The sequence below is a fragment of the Streptomyces sp. UNOC14_S4 genome, from assembly GCF_020740835.1.
Lineage (GTDB): Bacteria > Actinomycetota > Actinomycetes > Streptomycetales > Streptomycetaceae > Streptomyces.
Genome location: NZ_JAINFC010000146.1, coordinates 1 through 15,745, shown reverse-complemented (window position 1 = coordinate 15,745; position 15,745 = coordinate 1). Strand labels below are relative to the sequence as shown.

15 protein-coding genes and 1 tRNA gene are annotated in these 15,745 nt (G+C 70.5%); 10 read left to right on the top strand and 6 right to left on the bottom strand.

Features of this window, described 5'->3' with window-relative positions; translation table 11 throughout:
• Window positions 1–239 precede the first annotated feature (239 nt).
• Window positions 240–1,001 carry a DUF4097 family beta strand repeat-containing protein gene (locus K6I34_RS15655; protein WP_229326493.1) on the bottom strand — a complete coding sequence of 254 codons (762 nt, stop codon included), beginning with the start codon at window positions 999–1,001 and terminating at the stop codon, window positions 240–242.
• A gap of 201 nt (window positions 1,002–1,202) precedes the next feature.
• On the opposite strand from K6I34_RS15655, the gene K6I34_RS15650 reads away from it, so the two are divergent.
• Together K6I34_RS15650 and K6I34_RS15645 are read left to right on the top strand one after the other, a co-directional pair.
• Window positions 1,203–1,274: transfer RNA gene (locus tag K6I34_RS15650), tRNA-Val, on the top strand.
• Between the two features lie 353 nt (window positions 1,275–1,627).
• Complete coding sequence (locus K6I34_RS15645) at window positions 1,628–2,401, top strand: serine protease (RefSeq protein WP_229326491.1); 774 nt, start codon at window positions 1,628–1,630, stop codon at window positions 2,399–2,401.
• Window positions 2,402–2,587: 186 nt separating this feature from the next.
• Here K6I34_RS15645 and K6I34_RS15640 read toward each other — a convergent pair whose 3' ends face one another.
• Entirely contained in the window at window positions 2,588–2,941 is a 354-nt protein-coding gene (locus tag K6I34_RS15640) for a hypothetical protein (protein WP_229326489.1), read from the bottom strand.
• Window positions 2,942–3,730: 789 nt separating this feature from the next.
• Between K6I34_RS15640 and K6I34_RS15635 the strand changes: the two genes are divergently transcribed.
• On the top strand, window positions 3,731–4,738 hold the full coding sequence (locus tag K6I34_RS15635) for a hypothetical protein (RefSeq protein WP_229326487.1): 1,008 nt from the start codon (window positions 3,731–3,733) through the stop codon (window positions 4,736–4,738).
• The gene (locus K6I34_RS15630; RefSeq protein WP_229326485.1) at window positions 4,735–5,583 is read left to right on the top strand and encodes an NAD(P)-dependent oxidoreductase; all 849 of its coding nucleotides are present in this window, start codon (window positions 4,735–4,737) and stop codon (window positions 5,581–5,583) included. Before K6I34_RS15635 ends, K6I34_RS15630 begins: the two co-directional genes overlap by 4 nt.
• A 96-nt stretch (window positions 5,584–5,679) precedes the next feature.
• Here K6I34_RS15630 and K6I34_RS15625 read toward each other — a convergent pair whose 3' ends face one another.
• Together K6I34_RS15625 and K6I34_RS15620 are read right to left on the bottom strand one after the other, a co-directional pair.
• Window positions 5,680–6,087 carry a hypothetical protein gene (locus K6I34_RS15625; protein ID WP_229326483.1) on the bottom strand — a complete coding sequence of 136 codons (408 nt, stop codon included), beginning with the start codon at window positions 6,085–6,087 and terminating at the stop codon, window positions 5,680–5,682.
• On the bottom strand, window positions 6,084–7,334 hold the full coding sequence (locus tag K6I34_RS15620; RefSeq protein WP_229326481.1) for a helix-turn-helix domain-containing protein: 1,251 nt from the start codon (window positions 7,332–7,334) through the stop codon (window positions 6,084–6,086). Before K6I34_RS15620 ends, K6I34_RS15625 begins: the two co-directional genes overlap by 4 nt.
• 210 nt (window positions 7,335–7,544) lie before the next feature.
• Here K6I34_RS15620 and K6I34_RS15615 point away from each other — a divergent pair, with 210 nt between their 5' ends.
• Complete coding sequence (locus tag K6I34_RS15615; protein WP_229326479.1) at window positions 7,545–8,099, top strand: GNAT family N-acetyltransferase; 555 nt, start codon at window positions 7,545–7,547, stop codon at window positions 8,097–8,099.
• Window positions 8,100–8,150: 51 nt separating this feature from the next.
• On the top strand, window positions 8,151–8,771 hold the full coding sequence (locus K6I34_RS15610; protein WP_229326477.1) for a 2'-5' RNA ligase family protein: 621 nt from the start codon (window positions 8,151–8,153) through the stop codon (window positions 8,769–8,771).
• Window positions 8,772–8,914: 143 nt separating this feature from the next.
• Here K6I34_RS15610 and K6I34_RS15605 read toward each other — a convergent pair whose 3' ends face one another.
• Window positions 8,915–9,121 carry a cold-shock protein gene (locus K6I34_RS15605; protein WP_229326475.1) on the bottom strand — a complete coding sequence of 69 codons (207 nt, stop codon included), beginning with the start codon at window positions 9,119–9,121 and terminating at the stop codon, window positions 8,915–8,917.
• A 385-nt stretch (window positions 9,122–9,506) separates the two neighbouring features.
• On the opposite strand from K6I34_RS15605, the gene K6I34_RS15600 reads away from it, so the two are divergent.
• Together K6I34_RS15600 and K6I34_RS15595 are read left to right on the top strand one after the other, a co-directional pair.
• The gene (locus K6I34_RS15600; protein ID WP_229326473.1) at window positions 9,507–10,316 is read left to right on the top strand and encodes an ABC transporter ATP-binding protein; all 810 of its coding nucleotides are present in this window, start codon (window positions 9,507–9,509) and stop codon (window positions 10,314–10,316) included.
• A complete protein-coding gene (locus K6I34_RS15595) occupies window positions 10,313–12,889 on the top strand; it encodes an FtsX-like permease family protein (RefSeq protein WP_229326471.1) in 2,577 nt (858 codons plus the stop codon). Before K6I34_RS15600 ends, K6I34_RS15595 begins: the two co-directional genes overlap by 4 nt.
• 382 nt (window positions 12,890–13,271) lie before the next feature.
• On the opposite strand, the gene K6I34_RS15590 is transcribed toward K6I34_RS15595, so the two are convergent.
• Window positions 13,272–13,940, bottom strand: coding sequence for an HAD family hydrolase (locus tag K6I34_RS15590; RefSeq protein WP_229326495.1), 669 nt, complete (start codon window positions 13,938–13,940; stop codon window positions 13,272–13,274).
• A gap of 129 nt (window positions 13,941–14,069) precedes the next feature.
• On the opposite strand from K6I34_RS15590, the gene K6I34_RS15585 reads away from it, so the two are divergent.
• Window positions 14,070–15,305, top strand: coding sequence for a helix-turn-helix domain-containing protein (locus tag K6I34_RS15585; protein WP_229326469.1), 1,236 nt, complete (start codon window positions 14,070–14,072; stop codon window positions 15,303–15,305).
• A gap of 73 nt (window positions 15,306–15,378) precedes the next feature.
• A partial coding sequence (locus K6I34_RS15580) for a hypothetical protein (RefSeq protein ID WP_229326467.1) occupies window positions 15,379–15,745 on the top strand: 367 nt, incomplete at its 3' end.

The following is a 15,745-nucleotide window of genomic DNA, read 5'->3' as shown; positions in this document are numbered from 1 at the left end:
GTCCTGGACGGCGGCGGTACGGGGACGGCGGCGCGCCGGGACGGATGGGAAGGACGGGAAGGACGGGAGGGATGGGGCACTGGATCGCCGACGTGTCGATACCGGTCGTCCGGACCGCGCGAAGGTCGCCGTCACTTGCCCTCTGCCTCTCCCGTGGATCGCCCCTGGCCGGGCCCCTGGCCTGGCCTCCGGCCGGGACGGCCATTGTCCCACCCGGCGAGGGCGATCCCACAGGTCGGTCAGTCGGCGGTGACGACCCTCACGTCACCGTTGTTGCTGTTTCCGGTGACCGCGCGCTTGCTGGTGCTGTCGGTCGGGACGTCGACCGTGGTCTTGCCGTTGTCGCTGTGCGCGTCGACGGCGTACGGGGTGCGGGGCAGCACGATCTTGATGTTGCCGTTGTTGTTGGTGACCTCGACGCTGTCCGGGGCCTTGGTGAGGGCGACCGCGACATTGCCGTTGTCGGAGTGGGCCTTCACCCGCGAGGAGCTGTTGCCGGTGGCGGTGACGCTGCCGTTGGAGCTGGCGAGGTCGAGGGCGCCGCTGGAGTCCTGCACCCGGACCGCGCCGTTGCTGGACCGCAGCCTGAGATCCTGGTCGAAGCCGCGGGCGAGGATGCCGCCGTTGCCGTCCTTCACGGTGACTTTGACGCCGCGCGGCACCTCTATCCGGTGCTTGGACTCGCACTGCTTGATGATCCCGTCGCAGTGCTGCCGTAGTTCGAGGGTGTGCCCGTCCATCTCCCACGAGGCCTTCGACGACCCGCCCAGGGTCCAGCCGTCGAACCACCGCGTCACCTTGACGTCCTTGCCGTCCCCGGGCACCAGCTCCAGCTCCGAATTGTCCGAGTCCACGGTCAGCTCCTGCCCGGACAGCGCGAACGCCTTGTTCTCCGGGTCGGCGTCGTCGGCATTCGCGCTCCCGCACCCGGTGAGGGCGGCCCCGGCGAGCAGCACTCCACCGACGAGGAGGGTCATGCGGGCGGCGGGACGGGGGTTCATGAGGACTCCGTGGAGAAGGTCGGGGCGGGGCTTACGTTCTCCGACCCTACGGAAACGATCACGCTCGGCGTATCCGGCCCGCTCCCGGATCGGGGGTGGGGATAACCCCCGTAACCCGGGCCCAGCCGACCGGGAACCCCGGCTCCACCGGGTTTGCGGGCACCCGCCCCCCGCCATGTAGGCTGGCTCTCTGTTCGTCCAGGGCGCATAGCTCAGCGGTAGAGCGCTGCTCTTACAAAGCAGATGTCGGCGGTTCGAATCCGTCTGTGCCCACTGGAATCGACTGCCTGATTGCAGGCGGTCCTGAGCCCCTCGGCTGATAGGCCGAGGGGTTTTTGCCGTTATCGGGGGAGCACGACGAGCTGCGTGCTCCGGAGACCGTCCTGGGTCTCAGGGCAGCTCTGCCGAAACGGAGCAGAACCTTTACGACACGCCCCGGAGTACCCCTGCGCGCTGGGTGGAGCCGTGTGCCGACAGGGCATGTCTGGGGAGACCGGCGCCTTGCCGCTCCTTTCCGCCACGGAGGATGTCAGATGCCCCCTGCCCACGCGCGTCCCGAGAATTCCCCGAATCGCCCACCGTGGCCGCGTGGAGCCGGGCGTAAGTGTGGCAGCAGATGGCGGACGATGCTCAGAGCCGCGTCCCTCCTGCTCGCGGCCGGGCTCCTGGCCGGTGCGCAATGCACCCCTGCCGCGGCCATCGAGGGCGGCACGCCCGCCGGGTCTGGGGAGGACCTGTGGGACGTCGCCTTCCTCCACCTCGACGGCAGCCTGGCCTGCGCGGGGTCGGTCATCGGCCCGACCGCGATCGTCACATCGGCCTCTTGCGTCGACGGTGAGTCGGGGATCGACCCCGTCTTCCGCTACGGCTCGCACGACGACACCTCAGGAGGATCGGTCGCCACGGTGGGCCGGGTCGTCATCCACCCCAACTACAACTCGCGCACCCACGACTACGACATCGCCGTGGTCAGACCCCTCCTCCCTCTCACGCTCGGTACCACCGCCCAGCCGATCGCCCTGCCGGCTCAAGGCACCGAACCCGCTCCGGGAACCGGCGAGACCGTATCCGGATGGGGCAGGGTCAGCGGCAGCGGCTCGCTCTCGACCGACCTCCTGCAGACGACCCTCCCGGCGGTCGCGCGCTCCACGTGTCAGAGCGCCTGGGGCAGTGTCAACACCATCACCGCCAGGATGATCTGCGCAGGGACGCTCGGACAGAACGTGGGCCCGTGCGATGGCGACAGGGGTGGCCCCCTCGTCGCGGGAAGCGGCTCTTCGGCGGTTCTGGTCGGTCTGGTCTCCTGGGGACCCAGCGGCTGCAGTTACTCCAGCTCCTACTCCGTCTACGCGAACGTGGGCAACGTGCGAAGCTGGATCGGGGCCAATTCCGGCGTGTGACAGTGCGTGGAGGGTGCCCGACGGGCCGAGGCAGTGGGGCTCCCCTCACCACCCAGGCCCGCGGAAGACGGCTCGGCCGGGGGACTCACGGGTCTTCCGGCAGGGGCAGGGGTCTGGAGCGGCATGGTCCACCGTGGACGGTGAGCCGGGCGGCTGCACTGAGGGGCCGGCGCCAGGAGCCCGACGTCAGGAGCCTGTGCGGCTTTCTCCCGCGTGCGACGTCGCTGCGGTGATCACATCACGTACGTGCGTCGCGTGGCAGAGCTCTGTTCTGTTCGCGGGGGGTGGCAGGAGCCAGTAGGCGCCCGGAGGGTGGGCGCGGTGGGGTGGTGGTGCGGTGATGTAGGGGGCGGGGGAGTGCTTGCCGTAGCACCATGTTCCGGGCTGGGTCCATGTGGTGCTGGTGCCGGGTGGTACGAGCACCACGTAGTGCAGCCTGTTCCGGGTGGTGATGACGCCGTGGTCGATGCCCGCGGCGCGGAGGTGGGCCTCGACGGCGTCTCTGGTGCGGATGCTGCCGGGCAGGCGCTGCTCGACCATGTCGGCGGGCAGGAACAGCGCGTCGAAGTGCTCGCCGACGCGGATTCCGGCGCTGTGGCCGTAGGCCCATGTCTCACGGGCCCGGTAGGGAAGCGTCTCGCGGCACAGCAGCCAGCGGGCGTGGGGCGGACGTCAGGGCGGGGTCGAAGGTGGTCATCTGGTTGCCTCGGTCGGGGACGGATGACGAGCACGCCCACGCGGCGATCTCCAAGGGAACGAGGGGACGCATGCCGATGTGCGTGGGGCGCTGAAGGACTCGTAGCTTCATGGAGATCGCGCCGTCGTGGCCAGTGACAGAGCGCGGACAGGTACGGCACACGTGGACGTGCTCCGGACGCAGCGTCGTTTCTGCACCGTGATTCGGCCGATTGACCCACGCAGAGACAGAGCCGTTCCCTAGCGTGAGGGCATCGACGCTCACCAGGGGTCACCATGGAGAACTCGCAACTACCCCGTTTAGCCCTCCTCTTGGACCGGAAAGGCTTGTCGAGCTATCCGGCTTTCAGGGATGCGTACGGGCAAACGGCCCAACAGCTGGCGGACCGCGGCAGCACACCGGCCAGGCCCGTGACCTGTGTCGACGAACGGACGTTCCGGCGGTGGACAGGGGGATGCCTCAAGAGCGTGCCGCGGGACAAGAGGGTGCGCGCCGTTCTGGAAGCCATGTTCCCGGGCTGGTCGTTGCGGGAATTGTTCGCCGTCGTACCGAGCAGGGATAGCGGCACCGAATCGGGGAAGGGGAACGCTGAGACAGTACCTTCGTTCGAGTGTGGCGTTGGGGACGACATCATGGCGGCAGCTGACGAATCCGCCCGCTTCGCGGTGGCCACGGAGGCCACCAACGTCGGGCCGCACACCATGGAGCAGATGTTCGCCGACATCCGGCGCATCGTGCACAACTACCCGAATCGGCCGGTGTCGGTACAGTTCAACGAGATCCGCTATCTGCGTGACCGCGCCTTCCGTCTCCTCGAAGGGCGCCAACCCCCGGAATACACCAGATCCTTGTATCTGGCGGCAGGGCTGCTCTGCGGTGTCCTCGCCAACGCGAGCTTCGACCTGAGTCAGTACACCGCTGCGGAGACCCAGGCGCGTACCGCCTTCCTCTGCGGTGAGCTCGCCGGCCACAACGGATTGCGCGCGTGGGTGCGAGGGCTCCAAGCTCTCATCGCCTACTGGGCCGGGCGCCCCCGCGAAGCCGTGGAGCTCAGCGACTCGGGGCTGTGCTACACCCCCGAGGGCGGGACCGCCCACATCAGGCTGGCGAGCATCAAGGCTCGCGCCCTGGGACAGCTCAACCGGGCCACGGACGCTTTGACGGCCCTCGACGAAGCCGATTCCATGCGGCAGAACGTGACCCGCGAAGACGACCTGACCGGCGGCATGATGGCCTTCCCACCAGGGAAGCAGCTGTACTGCGCGAGCAGCACGTACCTGTGGCTCGGCGGCGACCGGTATCTCGCCGACGCGGAACGGCGGGCCGACGAGGCCGTGACCTGGTTCGGTCGGCTCCCGGAACACGAGAGGCGCACCGGCGAGGAGTGCCTTGCCCGCCTCGACCTGGCCCTTGCCCGGCTGCACCTGGGCCACGTCGACGGTGCCGCGGACCAAGTGCACCGCGTACTCGAATCAACCGCGCGCCGCAAGGTCGAAAGCGTACGGCAGCGTCTGGAGCAATTCTCCCGTGCCCTCAACTGCCACCCCGCCGCGACCTCACCGATCGCGGTGGGGCTGAACGAAGCCGTCATCGCCCAGCAGCGCCTGCTCCGCGTCCTGCCGCCAGGAGAAGCCTCTTGACCACCCTGACCCTCCTCCACCCCGGCTCGATGGGTGCCGCCATCGGCGCCCAGCTTGTCGCCGTCGGTCACCGTGTGCTGTGGATTCCTGACGGACGAAGCCAGCACACCCGGCAGCGCGCCGACCGAGCAGGCTTGACCCCTGCTCCGTCGCTGCGCGCGGCACTGAGCGCGAGCGACATCGCGGTCGCGATCTGTCCCCCGGGCGTCGCGGAAGAGATCGCACATGAGGTCGACGAGCTGGCCTTCTCCGGGGTGTACATCGAGGCCAACGCCATCAGCCCGGAACGCGTGCTGCGCCTGGCCACGAGCATGACCGCCCGCGTCGTCGACGGTTCCATCACTGGCCCCCCGCCGCCGGGGCCGCGTGCCACACGTCTCTACCTCGCCGGTGACCCCGAGAGCGTCACCATCGTCGAGGACGTGTTCAACGGCGCCGACGTCGAGGTCCATGTGGCCGGTGACACCCCGGGCGCGGCTTCGGCGCTGAAGATGGCCTTCGCCGCCTTCCAGCGCCCGGCCCGGACCCTGGCGGCGCTCGCCCATGCCCTGGCCGACACCCACGGTGTGGGCGATCTCCTCATGGAGGAAGCGGGCAGGATGCCGCACGACCTCCTGTCCGACACCGCCTACCTGCCCACTGTCGCGGCGCGGGCCTGGCGCTGGGGTCCCGAGATGCTCGAAGTCGCCGACGCCCTGCGTTCCGCGGGACTTCCCGGCGATCTGGCCGAGGCGACGGCTTCCGTGATGAGGCACTGGGACTCCGACAAGGACCGTCCCGATCTTCCACTGGCCGAGGCCCTCGCGCACCTGAAGCGAGTGACGAGCGGGATGCCGCAATCTTGACCGCCGGGTTCATCACCGCGACCACTTGCTCGGGCGTTGTCGCGAGCCGGGCCCCGTAGCCGGACTTGTGTACTCGGCCAGGACGGATACTGCGCGTCAGCGTTCAGGTCGTTCAGGTCGTTCAGGTAAGCGAGTCAGCCCGAGCAGTCCGCAGGCGACGGCGAAGAAGATCAGCCATCCCTCGGTCTCGACCGGGCTCATCTTGAGCCGGGCTGCTCGGCCTCCGATATAGCCCCAGATCACGGCACCGAACAACATGAGCAGAACGTTGCCTCGCTCCCGCATGAGACGCATGCCCGCCCACAGCAACAACGGCATGGGGGCCATCCCGGCGAGACCGGTCACGGCGGTCTGGAAGATCGCCTGGCCGATGCCTTGGCCGAAGTTGTCAGGCGGTGGACCGGGCTCCGCCCAGTCGTGCGCGGCCAGTAACGTCCAGAGCATGGCGTGGCCGGCTGACGCACCTACCGCCGCTGCCTTCGAACACCGCGCGATTCTCTTCACGCGGCGAGCAGCCCGATCCTGACCGCGAGTTCGGACGCGCGGTGCCGTCGTCCGGAGGAGCGTGACTCGCTCTCCTCGAGGACGATCCTCTTGGCGTAGCCGTTGTACCGGATGGTTTCCGGGGCCGCTTCGAATGCTTTCTCCAGTGCGGAAAGAGCCGTATCGGGCTGGCCGTCGAGCTGGTAGCCGCGGGCCTCCTCGATGCGGTGGCGGGCCCTTCGTGGACGGGAGGGGATCGAGGTGGCGTCGGCCGCGGTGGCTTGCCTGACGCTTTCTCCCCCGGCCCGGAGCTCGACGGCCACGGTCACGGCGTGGGCACCCATGATCGCCCGGGAGAAGGAGGTGATCGGGTGGTAGTAGCCCTCGGGGAGTGCCTTCGACATGTCTCTGGCGATGTCCCACTGGCCCCACGCGGCTCCGGCGTCACCACGGCGAGCGGAGGTGTAGGCCGCCTCGAACCGCAGGGCACCGGCGATGGCCAGAACCTCGGGTCCGGCGTCGGGGAGCAGCGGCTGGAGGAACTCCAAGGTCTCCAGCGTGACGGTGTCGGCGGCGTCGTAGTGCGCGGGTCCGCTGTCTCGATGGGCTTGCGCGGCGAGCCAGGCGGCTGCGCCGATGGCATGCGGGTCCTCGGATTCCTGCGCTGCCACCATGCCGCGTTCGGCCACACGCCAGAGCAGCGAGGCGTCCGGCTGATAGGCGATGAAGAACTGGGCCAAGGCGTAGACCTCGGAGAGGACCGCCTGGGCCGCCCTCCGTTCCGTCGCGGTGTTCGCCTGGCGCACGGCGAGCTGGGCATCGCGGATGAGGTCCGGGAGCAGGCTGCCGATGACATCGCGGTGATTCGCGGCGGAGTGCCGTGCCTGCCAGGCACGCCCAAGCCGGGCTCGCAGATGCGCGGTTGGCGGTGCCTGAAGGTCCGCCGCGAGGGGGAACGCGTCGACAGCTGCCCGTACAGCGGGCAGCCGTTCGTGACCGGGCCCGATGAAGAGGCTGATGTGCGTGCCCTGGTCCCCGGTGAGTTCGGCGAGGTCGCGGACCCTGAGAGCTTCCGCGATACGCAACAGCGTGTGGGGCTTGGGCATATGGAGCCGTCCGCTCTCCACGGCTTTCACCCAGCTGGGGGACCTGCCGATCAGGCCGCCGAGGACGACACGGCTCATCCCTCGCCGGGTGCGGAGCACTTGGAGGCGCGTACCGAACTGGATCGGTTCGGCATACGGGTCGGGGGTAGCATCTCGTGGCACGGTCTCGCCCCTCTCTGGACAGCTCGTCACTGCCAGATTAGGGGGCGCGGCCGTGTTTCCGGACGGGGCGGACGCCGGATGCCGAGGTGCCGAAATGGGCCCGCTTCGTGGGCCTGTTCGAGGGCAGCTACGCGGCGGCGGACATGTACGTATGTGCGGGGCAGCCCAGGCGTACTGTCCCGTTCTTCCGGGCCCCCGTGGGAGTGTCGCATGAGCAAGCCAAGGGCCATCACCATAGAGCGCCTGGACGGCCCTGCCGCTGTGCGGGCCGAAGAGGCGTTTCGGCTGGTCTACGCCGAGGCGTTCGCGGAACCGCCGTACTGCGAGACTGCGGACGATGTCGCGGCCGCTTTCCGACGTTTCCGGTCCCAGACCCGCAAACCCGCCTTCCGCGCCGCCCTGGCCCGTACCGGCGACGGCGAACCCGTCGGCATGGCGTACGGGTATCCGCTCGGCCCCGAGACTGGCTGGTGGGGGCAACTGATCAGGCCCGTACCTGACGACATGCGACGGGAGGACGGGCGCCGCACCCTGGGGCTCATGGAGATGGCGGTACGTGAACCATGGCGCCGACAAGGCGTGGCGTGTCGCCTGCACGAGAGCCTGCTCGACGGTGCGGAAGTCGAACGTGTGCTGCTCAATGTCCACCCGGACAGTGCGGCGGCGTCGGCCGCTTACCTGGCTTGGGGATACCGCAAGATCGGCGAGGCGCGGCCATGGGAGGGCGCTGACCTCCATGACGTGATGCTTCTCGACCTACGGTGAATGGGCCATGGGCTTCCCGCCTGCAGGGCGCGGCTGATTTCATGGTTGGCCATGAGCACCCGACCAGCGCACATGCTCAACCATTGGTGGTGGCGCCCCGGTTGGCGGGAAGGACGGCGCATCTACACCTGGCACTTCACGTTCCGGGGCGCGGCGCAAGTGCACCGCCTGGCAGCCGAGTACCGGCAAGCGCTCCACGGCGTACCCGGTCTCGACCTCGTGCCGGACCGCTGGCTGCATCTGACGATGCAGGGTCTCGGCTTCGTCGACGAGGTCGCGGAGAAGGACGTACGGGCGATCGTCGAGGCCGTCTCGGCCAGGCTTCGCGCGGTTTCCGCGTTCGAGCTGACCCTGGACCGCCCGGAGATCACGCCCGAGGCGATCCGTTGGGAGGCGTATCCAGCACGTCCGCCCGCCACCGTGCGCCGTGAGATCCGCGAGGCCATCGCCGAGGTGTGGGGCACGGCCCCCGAAGCGGCCGAGGGCTTCGCCCCGCACGTATCGATCGCCTACAGCGCTGCCGACGGCCCCGCTCAACCGGTCGCCCAGGCCCTCCGGCGAGTGGAGCCGGAACCCGCCACAGTCACGCTGGGCAGCGTGGAGCTGATCGTGCTGGGCCGGGACCGGCGCATGTACGAGTGGGAGGAGTACGCCAGGGTTCCCTTGGGGTAGCGGAATGGCGCAACCCGCGGATTTTCCCCGCCGACGACAATGATTGGAGCAGCGAGTGCGGCCGTACCCCGTTCGTGGAAACGGCACACGCCGGGGTCGCACCATGACGGTGCGGCCCCGGCGCGCGCATTACGTCCGGCGAATCAGGCGGGGAGGATGTTCTCCGCCTGCGGGCCCTTCTGGCCCTGCGTGACGTCGAAGGAGACCCGCTGGCCCTCCTGGAGCTCACGGAAACCCTGGGTCGCAATGTTCGAGTAGTGGGCGAAGACGTCGGGGCCGCCGCCGTCCTGCTCGATGAAACCGAAGCCCTTTTCGGCGTTGAACCACTTCACGGTTCCCTGCTGTGCCATGACCTTCTCCTTTTGTAGGCAGAGGCCCCATCCGGAGATGCCGGAAAACAAATAATGCGCCTGAGGGAGAAACATTCCCGTCAGGCGCACACAGGTTCATGGGTACCGTAACTGCAACGTCGAGACCGTAGCACGGTTCGCGGCGGCCCGGGATGTGGATCACCTGCCGGGTCGCCTCCTGGACAGGTGTCATGCGGGATCCGGGTACGCAGTGGCGGGCGCGGGCCTGGCCCCGCGACGCCAGTCGGCCCAGGCGGACCAGCCGCCCCGCCACCCACGGCCGGGGGAAAACCCCACCCCCCACTGCCCGGCTGCCACCATGGTTCGTCGACCTGGCCTTTTCTAGCGTCGTGAAGTGTCACGACAGGCGAAGGAAAGGGACACCATGGCGGCGCGCCGCGACCCCGAACCCACCCGGCAGTACGCGGGACACGTCCCTACTGCCGCCGTCGAACTGCGCGCCGTGCGGCGGTCGTACGGCCGTGGCGACGGCGCCGTGCACGCGCTGCGCGGCGTGGACCTCGCCCTGCCGCGCGGCAGCTTCACCGCGGTGATGGGGCCCTCCGGGTCCGGCAAGAGCACGTTCCTGCAGTGCGCCGCCGGGCTCGACCGGCCGAGTGCCGGGCAGGTGCTGCTGGGCGGCCAGGAGATCACCGGGCTGAACGAGGACCGGCTGACCAAACTGCGGCGCAGCCGCGTCGGGTTCGTCTTCCAGTCGTTCAACCTGCTGCCCTCGCTGACCGTGCTGCAGAACGTCCTGCTCCCGCAGCGTCTCGCCGGGGAGCGCCAGGACCGGCGGCGGGCCGAGGAGCTGCTGGCCGAGGTCGGTCTCGACGGGTACGGCAGGCGGCGCCCCGGCCAGCTCTCCGGCGGGCAGCAGCAGCGCGTGGCCATCGCCCGGGCGCTGATCACCCGGCCCGAGGTGGTGTTCGCCGACGAGCCGACCGGCGCGCTGGACACCCGTTCCGCCCAGGAAGTCCTCGGCCTGCTGCGGCGGGCGGTCGACGCGCTCGGCGCGACGGTCGTCATGGTCACCCACGACCCGGTGGCCGCCTCGCACGCCGACCGGGTGCTCTTCCTCGCCGACGGCCTCCTGGCCGGCGAGCTGATACGGCCCGACGCGCAGACCGTCGCCGACCGGATGGTCGCGCTGACCGCCGCGCAGGGCGGCCGTTACGCAGGGGCCGCGGCATGACCAACGGCCTCGCCCGCGCCTCCGTGCGCTTCCGCCCCGCCTCCTTCGCGGGCAGCCTCGTCGCGCTGCTGTTCAGCGCCGCGATCATCACCGCCTGCGGCGTCCTGCTCCAGACCGGCATCACCGCCCACGTCACCCCCGCGCGCTACCAGCACACCCCTGTGGTGGTCGCCGGGGACACCCACGTCCGTATCACCGTGGGCAAGGGCGACGGCCGGGCCGACGTCGACGCGCCATTGCCCGAACGGCCCCGCGTCGACGCCGCGCTCGCCGCGAAGATCGCCGACCGGCCGGGGGTCGCGTCGGCCGTGCCCGACGTCTCCTTCCCCGTCCAGGCAGCGGAGAAGGCACAGACCTGGACCGGACGGCCCTACGCCACCGTCGGCCTCGACACCGCCTCCGGTACCGCCGCCCTGACCGAGGGCCGCGCCCCGCGTTCCGGCGAGGTCGTCCTGGACGCCGCCTCCGCGCGCGCCGCCCACCTGGCGACCGGCGACAACGTCTCGCTCATCGCGCCCGGCGGCACCGCCACGTACCGCGTCTCGGGCCTCGCCCCGGCGGACAAGGGCAAGGGCGAGGGCGAGGGCAAGGGCGGCGGCGCGACCGTCTGGTTCGCCGACCGTACGGCGGAGGCGCTCTCCGGCCATCCGGGCACGGTTGACGCCATCGCCGTACGGGCCCGTCCCGGTACGACCGGCACCGCCCTCGCCGACGAGGTGCGGAAGGCCGTCGACGGCAAGGCCGACGTCCTGACCGGGGACGCGCGCGGGCGGGCCGAGGAACCGGGGCTGACCGAGGCGAAGTCGGTACTCACCGGGCTCGGTGGCTCCTTCGGCGGCATCGCCGCGATGACCGCCGTCTTCGTCGTCATGGGCACCGTCGCCCTGGCCATCGGCCAGCGTTCCCGCGAATTCGCCCTGCTCCGGGCCATCGGTGCCACCCCGCGGCAGATCCGCCGCACCGTCGCCACCGAGGCGATGATCGTCGCCCCCGTCGCGGGCGCCCTGGGCATCCTGCCCGGACTGGCCCTGGCCTCCTGGTGGTTCGACCAGCTCGTCGACCGCGGGGCCATCCCCGGGCAGGTATCCCTGGACATCGGCCCCCTGCCCATGGTGATCGCGATCGGCGTCAACCTGCTGTCCGCGCTGATCGCCGGGTACGTCGCCGCCCGCCGCCCCGCCAAGCTCCGCCCCAGCCTCGCGCTGGGCGAGGCCGCCGCCGTGAGCCGCCGCCCCGGCCTGATCCGTACGGCCCTCGGCCTGGCCGCCGTGGCCGGCGGCGTCACCCTCGCCGGTGTCGCCTACGGGGAGAGCGGCGACAATGCGGCCAACACCGCCCTCGGCGTGGTCATGTGCTTCCTGGTGGCCGTCGCCCTGCTCGGCCCGCCGCTGGCCTGGCTGTGCACCACCGTGCTCGGCCTGCCGCTGCGCTCCGCGGGCGCGTCCGGCTCGCTGGCCGCCGACAACACCCGGGCCCACGCCCACCGGCTGGCCTCCGCGATCACCCCGATCGCCATGGTGACCGCCTTCTGCGGCGTACTCGTCTTCCTCCAGAGCACCATCCGGCACGTCGCCGACGACCACGTCCGCACCGGCATCGTCGCCGACCACGTCCTCGCCCCCGACGCCTCCGGCGGCCCCGGCCTGCCCGCCGCCACCGCGGAACGGGCCGCCCGTGTCCCGGGCGTGGAGGCCGCCGTCGGCGTCCTGCGGACCGGGGCCGTCCACCGCGGCGGGGGCGCCCTGCTGTCCGCGACCGCGCTCGGCGTCTCCGGTGACCCGGCCGCGCTGCCGCGCGTACTCGACCTCGGGGTCGAGAGCGGCTCGATCGGCGCGCTCGGCAGTACGCCGGACACGGTCGCCCTGGACGCCTCCCTGGCCCGGAGCATGCGGGTCGAGCCGGGAGACACCGTCCGACTCTGGCTCGGCGACGGCACCCCGGTCCGGCCGAAACTGGTCGCCACGTACGGGCGGGGCCTGGGCATCGGCGAGATCCTGCTGCCCCGGGCCGCCGTCGCGGGCCACGTCTCCGCCGCCCTCGACTCCCAGGTCCTCGTACGCGACGCGCCGGGTGCCGACCATGCCGCGGTCGCCCGCCGGTTGGAGGCACTGGGCACACCGCCCGGCACCCACGTCACGGACGCCGCGGGCTTCGCGGCACAGGCAGACCGCAACCAGGAGCTCAACGCCTGGGCCAACACCGTCATGGCAGCCGTACTCGGCGGCTTCGCCGCCGTCGCCGCGGCCAACACCCTGGTCATGACCGTCCTCGACCGCCGCCGCGAGGTCGCCCTGCTGCGCCTGTCCGGCACCACGCGCCGCCAGGTACGCGACATGATGCGCTGGGAGGCCCTGCTCGTCGCCGCCACCGGGCTCCTCGTGGGCGGCGCCATCGCCTGGACGACGCTGGTACCGATCACCCGCGGCGTCACGGGATCCGACCCGTACGTCCCGCCCGGCACGGCCCTCCCGCTCGCGGCCGCGACCGTCCTGCTTGCGCTGGTGGCGACGGGCCTCCCGACCAGGGTTCTTCTGCGGCGGGGGCCGCTGGCGGCGGGGGCGGAACGGCAGTGATCGCGGTGCTCGCAGCGATCCGTGTTGCCCCATGGATCGACGGGCTGGCGTGAAGCCGGATGGCGCTGGTGAGTGGCTTAGGCGCTGTTCGCATCCAGAGGTCTGCTTTGCCCGAGCCTCGGAAAGTGAGTAAAAACGAGGCGGGGCCGGGATAATGGCGCTGGTCAGAAAGTGTGGTCCCCGCGTACGCGGGGGTGGTCCCTTGTCGGTCACGGAAATTCCGATTCCTTGAGGGTGGTCCCCGCGTACGCGGGGGTGGTCCGCGGAGAAAGCCCGCGCTCACCAGCGCGCGCTGGTGGTCCCCGCGTACGCGGGGATAGCCTTCCACCCCCACCGGCCGGACACTGGGACGGACACCAAGGTGCGAAGTACCCCGCCACCTTCAGCCCAGGGCGCCGAGCACGGCTTCCGTGTCGGTCAGGTTGAGCAACACCACGTCGGCGCCTGCCGCTGTCAGCTCGGCGGGGGTGCTGCGGCCCGTCGCCACCGCCACTACGCGCACGCCGTGGGTCAGCCCCGCCTCCACCCCTGCGGGCGTGTCGTCCACCAGGACCGCGTCCGACGGCGGGCGTCCGGCACGCTTCAGGGCGATCCGTACCAGCTCGGCGCGCTCGTCGGCGTCCTCCCCGTAGGCCCCCAGCTCCCACTGGATGTGCCGGTCGAGGCCGAAAGTCGCGAGCTTGATCTCCGCCACGGGCCGGATGTTGCCGCTGACCACGGTCTGCTCGATGTCCCGGACAGCGGCCAGGGCCTCCAGAACCGCGGCCGCTCCCGGCAGCGCGTGCCCCCGCTCCCGCAGTTCGGCCACCCGCTGGTGGTGGACCTGGGCCAGTGCTTCCGCGAACCGCTCGAAGTCCCCGCGTCCCGTGTTCAGTCCGTGGAGCCGGGCGGTCTCCCGGAAGATGACGGACTCGGTCATGCCGTCGATCCGCGGCTGCCTCTTCATCCGGCAGCCGGTGACCCGCTCGAACGCCACGGCGGACAGCTCCCGGCCCACGCCCCGCGTGTCGATCAGCGTGTGGTCGATGTCCCAGAACACGATCCGCCGCACCACACGAGCCTCCCGCCGTCCGACGTCGGGGAAAGACTGCCCCACGAACGGGCTACCGGAACTGATCGGGGCTGCAACGAACGATAACGTGAACTCCAGGACAGGGTTCACCAGTTCATGGGAGCTCACATGGCCAGCAACCTGCCCGTCGGCGCCCGTATCCGCTACTGGCGACGCCGCAACGGTAACCGGTCCCAAGCCGCTGTCGCCGGTCTGTGCGGCATCACCGAGGATTACCTCTCTCAGATCGAGCGTGGACGCAAAGCCCCGTCTCTGGAAGTCCTCGTCGCGCTCGCCCGGGAGATCGGCGTCCCTGCCTCTGCCTTTCTGGACGACCAAGCGCCGGTCGAGCAAGCGCCACAGGGTGACACGGCCTGCGACGTCGCCCGCGTCCTCATGGGCTACAGCACCCGGGGCCACCGGAACAGCGCCGGTCAAGCGGAGCTTCGCGAGCGTGTTGAGGCCGCGTGGCGCATGTGGCAGACGTCCCCGACTCGGTACAGCGACGCGGCCGGAATCCTGCCTCTTCTGCTCGAAGACGTCGAGCATGCCGTCCGCGCTCATCGGACCGACACCGATCCGCGGACGCGCCGGGAGATGCTGAAAGTGGCAGCCGACCTCTACGGGCTCCTTCGCTCCTACTTCCGTCGCACCGGCCGCGTCGACCTCTCCCTCCTCGTTGCTGACCGCGCCCTCCGGGCGGCGGAGGATGCCGACGATCCCCTGCGTATCGCTGCTGGTCAGTGGAATCTGTGCCACGTCCTCCTCGCACAAGGCCGGGCCGAAGGCGCCGAGCATGTTGCGACCCTGGCGGCTGAGCAGCTCGCCCGGTCCCCGTCCACGGCGGATCATGAAGGAGTGGCGGGCGCCCTCGAACTCGTCGCCGCCACTGCCACCGCCTGCCGGAGAGAATGGTGGAAAGCCCGCGAACATCTGGATCGGAGCGCCCGGCCCCGGGCTGAGCGCCTCGGCGAGGGCAACGCCATGTGGACCGTCTTCGGGCCCACGAACGTCCACCTCCATGCCCTGGGCATCGAGATGCTCGCGGGCGAAGCGGCTGAGGGACTACGTTGCGCCAACCGTGTGGACGTCTCCCAGCTCCCATCTCTGGAACGGCAGTTCACTTTCCTGCTCGACGTCGCGCGCTGCTACGACTTCAGGCGGGATGACGCGGCTGTCCTGGTCCACCTGCTCGACATCGAGCGGCTCGCGCCCGAAGACCTCGCCCGCAGCGCTCTCGCTCGCAGCATGGTCATCGAACTCCGCCGACGGGCACGTCCCACCTACCGGCGACAGGCCGAAGCACTCGCCGCGCGCCTCGATGTCGACCGGCCCCCACCCGGGCTCCTGGACAACCCGGTCTGACAGTCCGGGTCGATCCCGGCCAGCGCACCTACCGTCGTCCACCAACCAGTACCCGACGACGAGGACTTCCGAAATGACCGCCCTCGACCCCGCCCTGACCTCTGCTCCCGCCCGCTGGCTGCTGTGCCGCGAGACGCTTCCCTACCGGGCCCGTGAGACATGGGCCTACGGCCACAGCGCCGGAATCCGCGTCGGCGAGCACTTCGACGCGCTGTTCCTCCCCGCCGACATGGTCGAGCAGCGGCTGCCCGGCAGCATCCGCACCCGGGACGCCGTCGAAGCCCACCTCCGCGCCGCGGGCGTCGACCACGGCGTCATCGCCACCCGGAACAGGCTGCACTACGTGGTACTCGTACCCGCCGGCACCAGCACCACATGGGACGAACCCGGAACGTGGTGCTACGGCAAGCACTCCCCCGCCCCCTACATCACCGCACCAC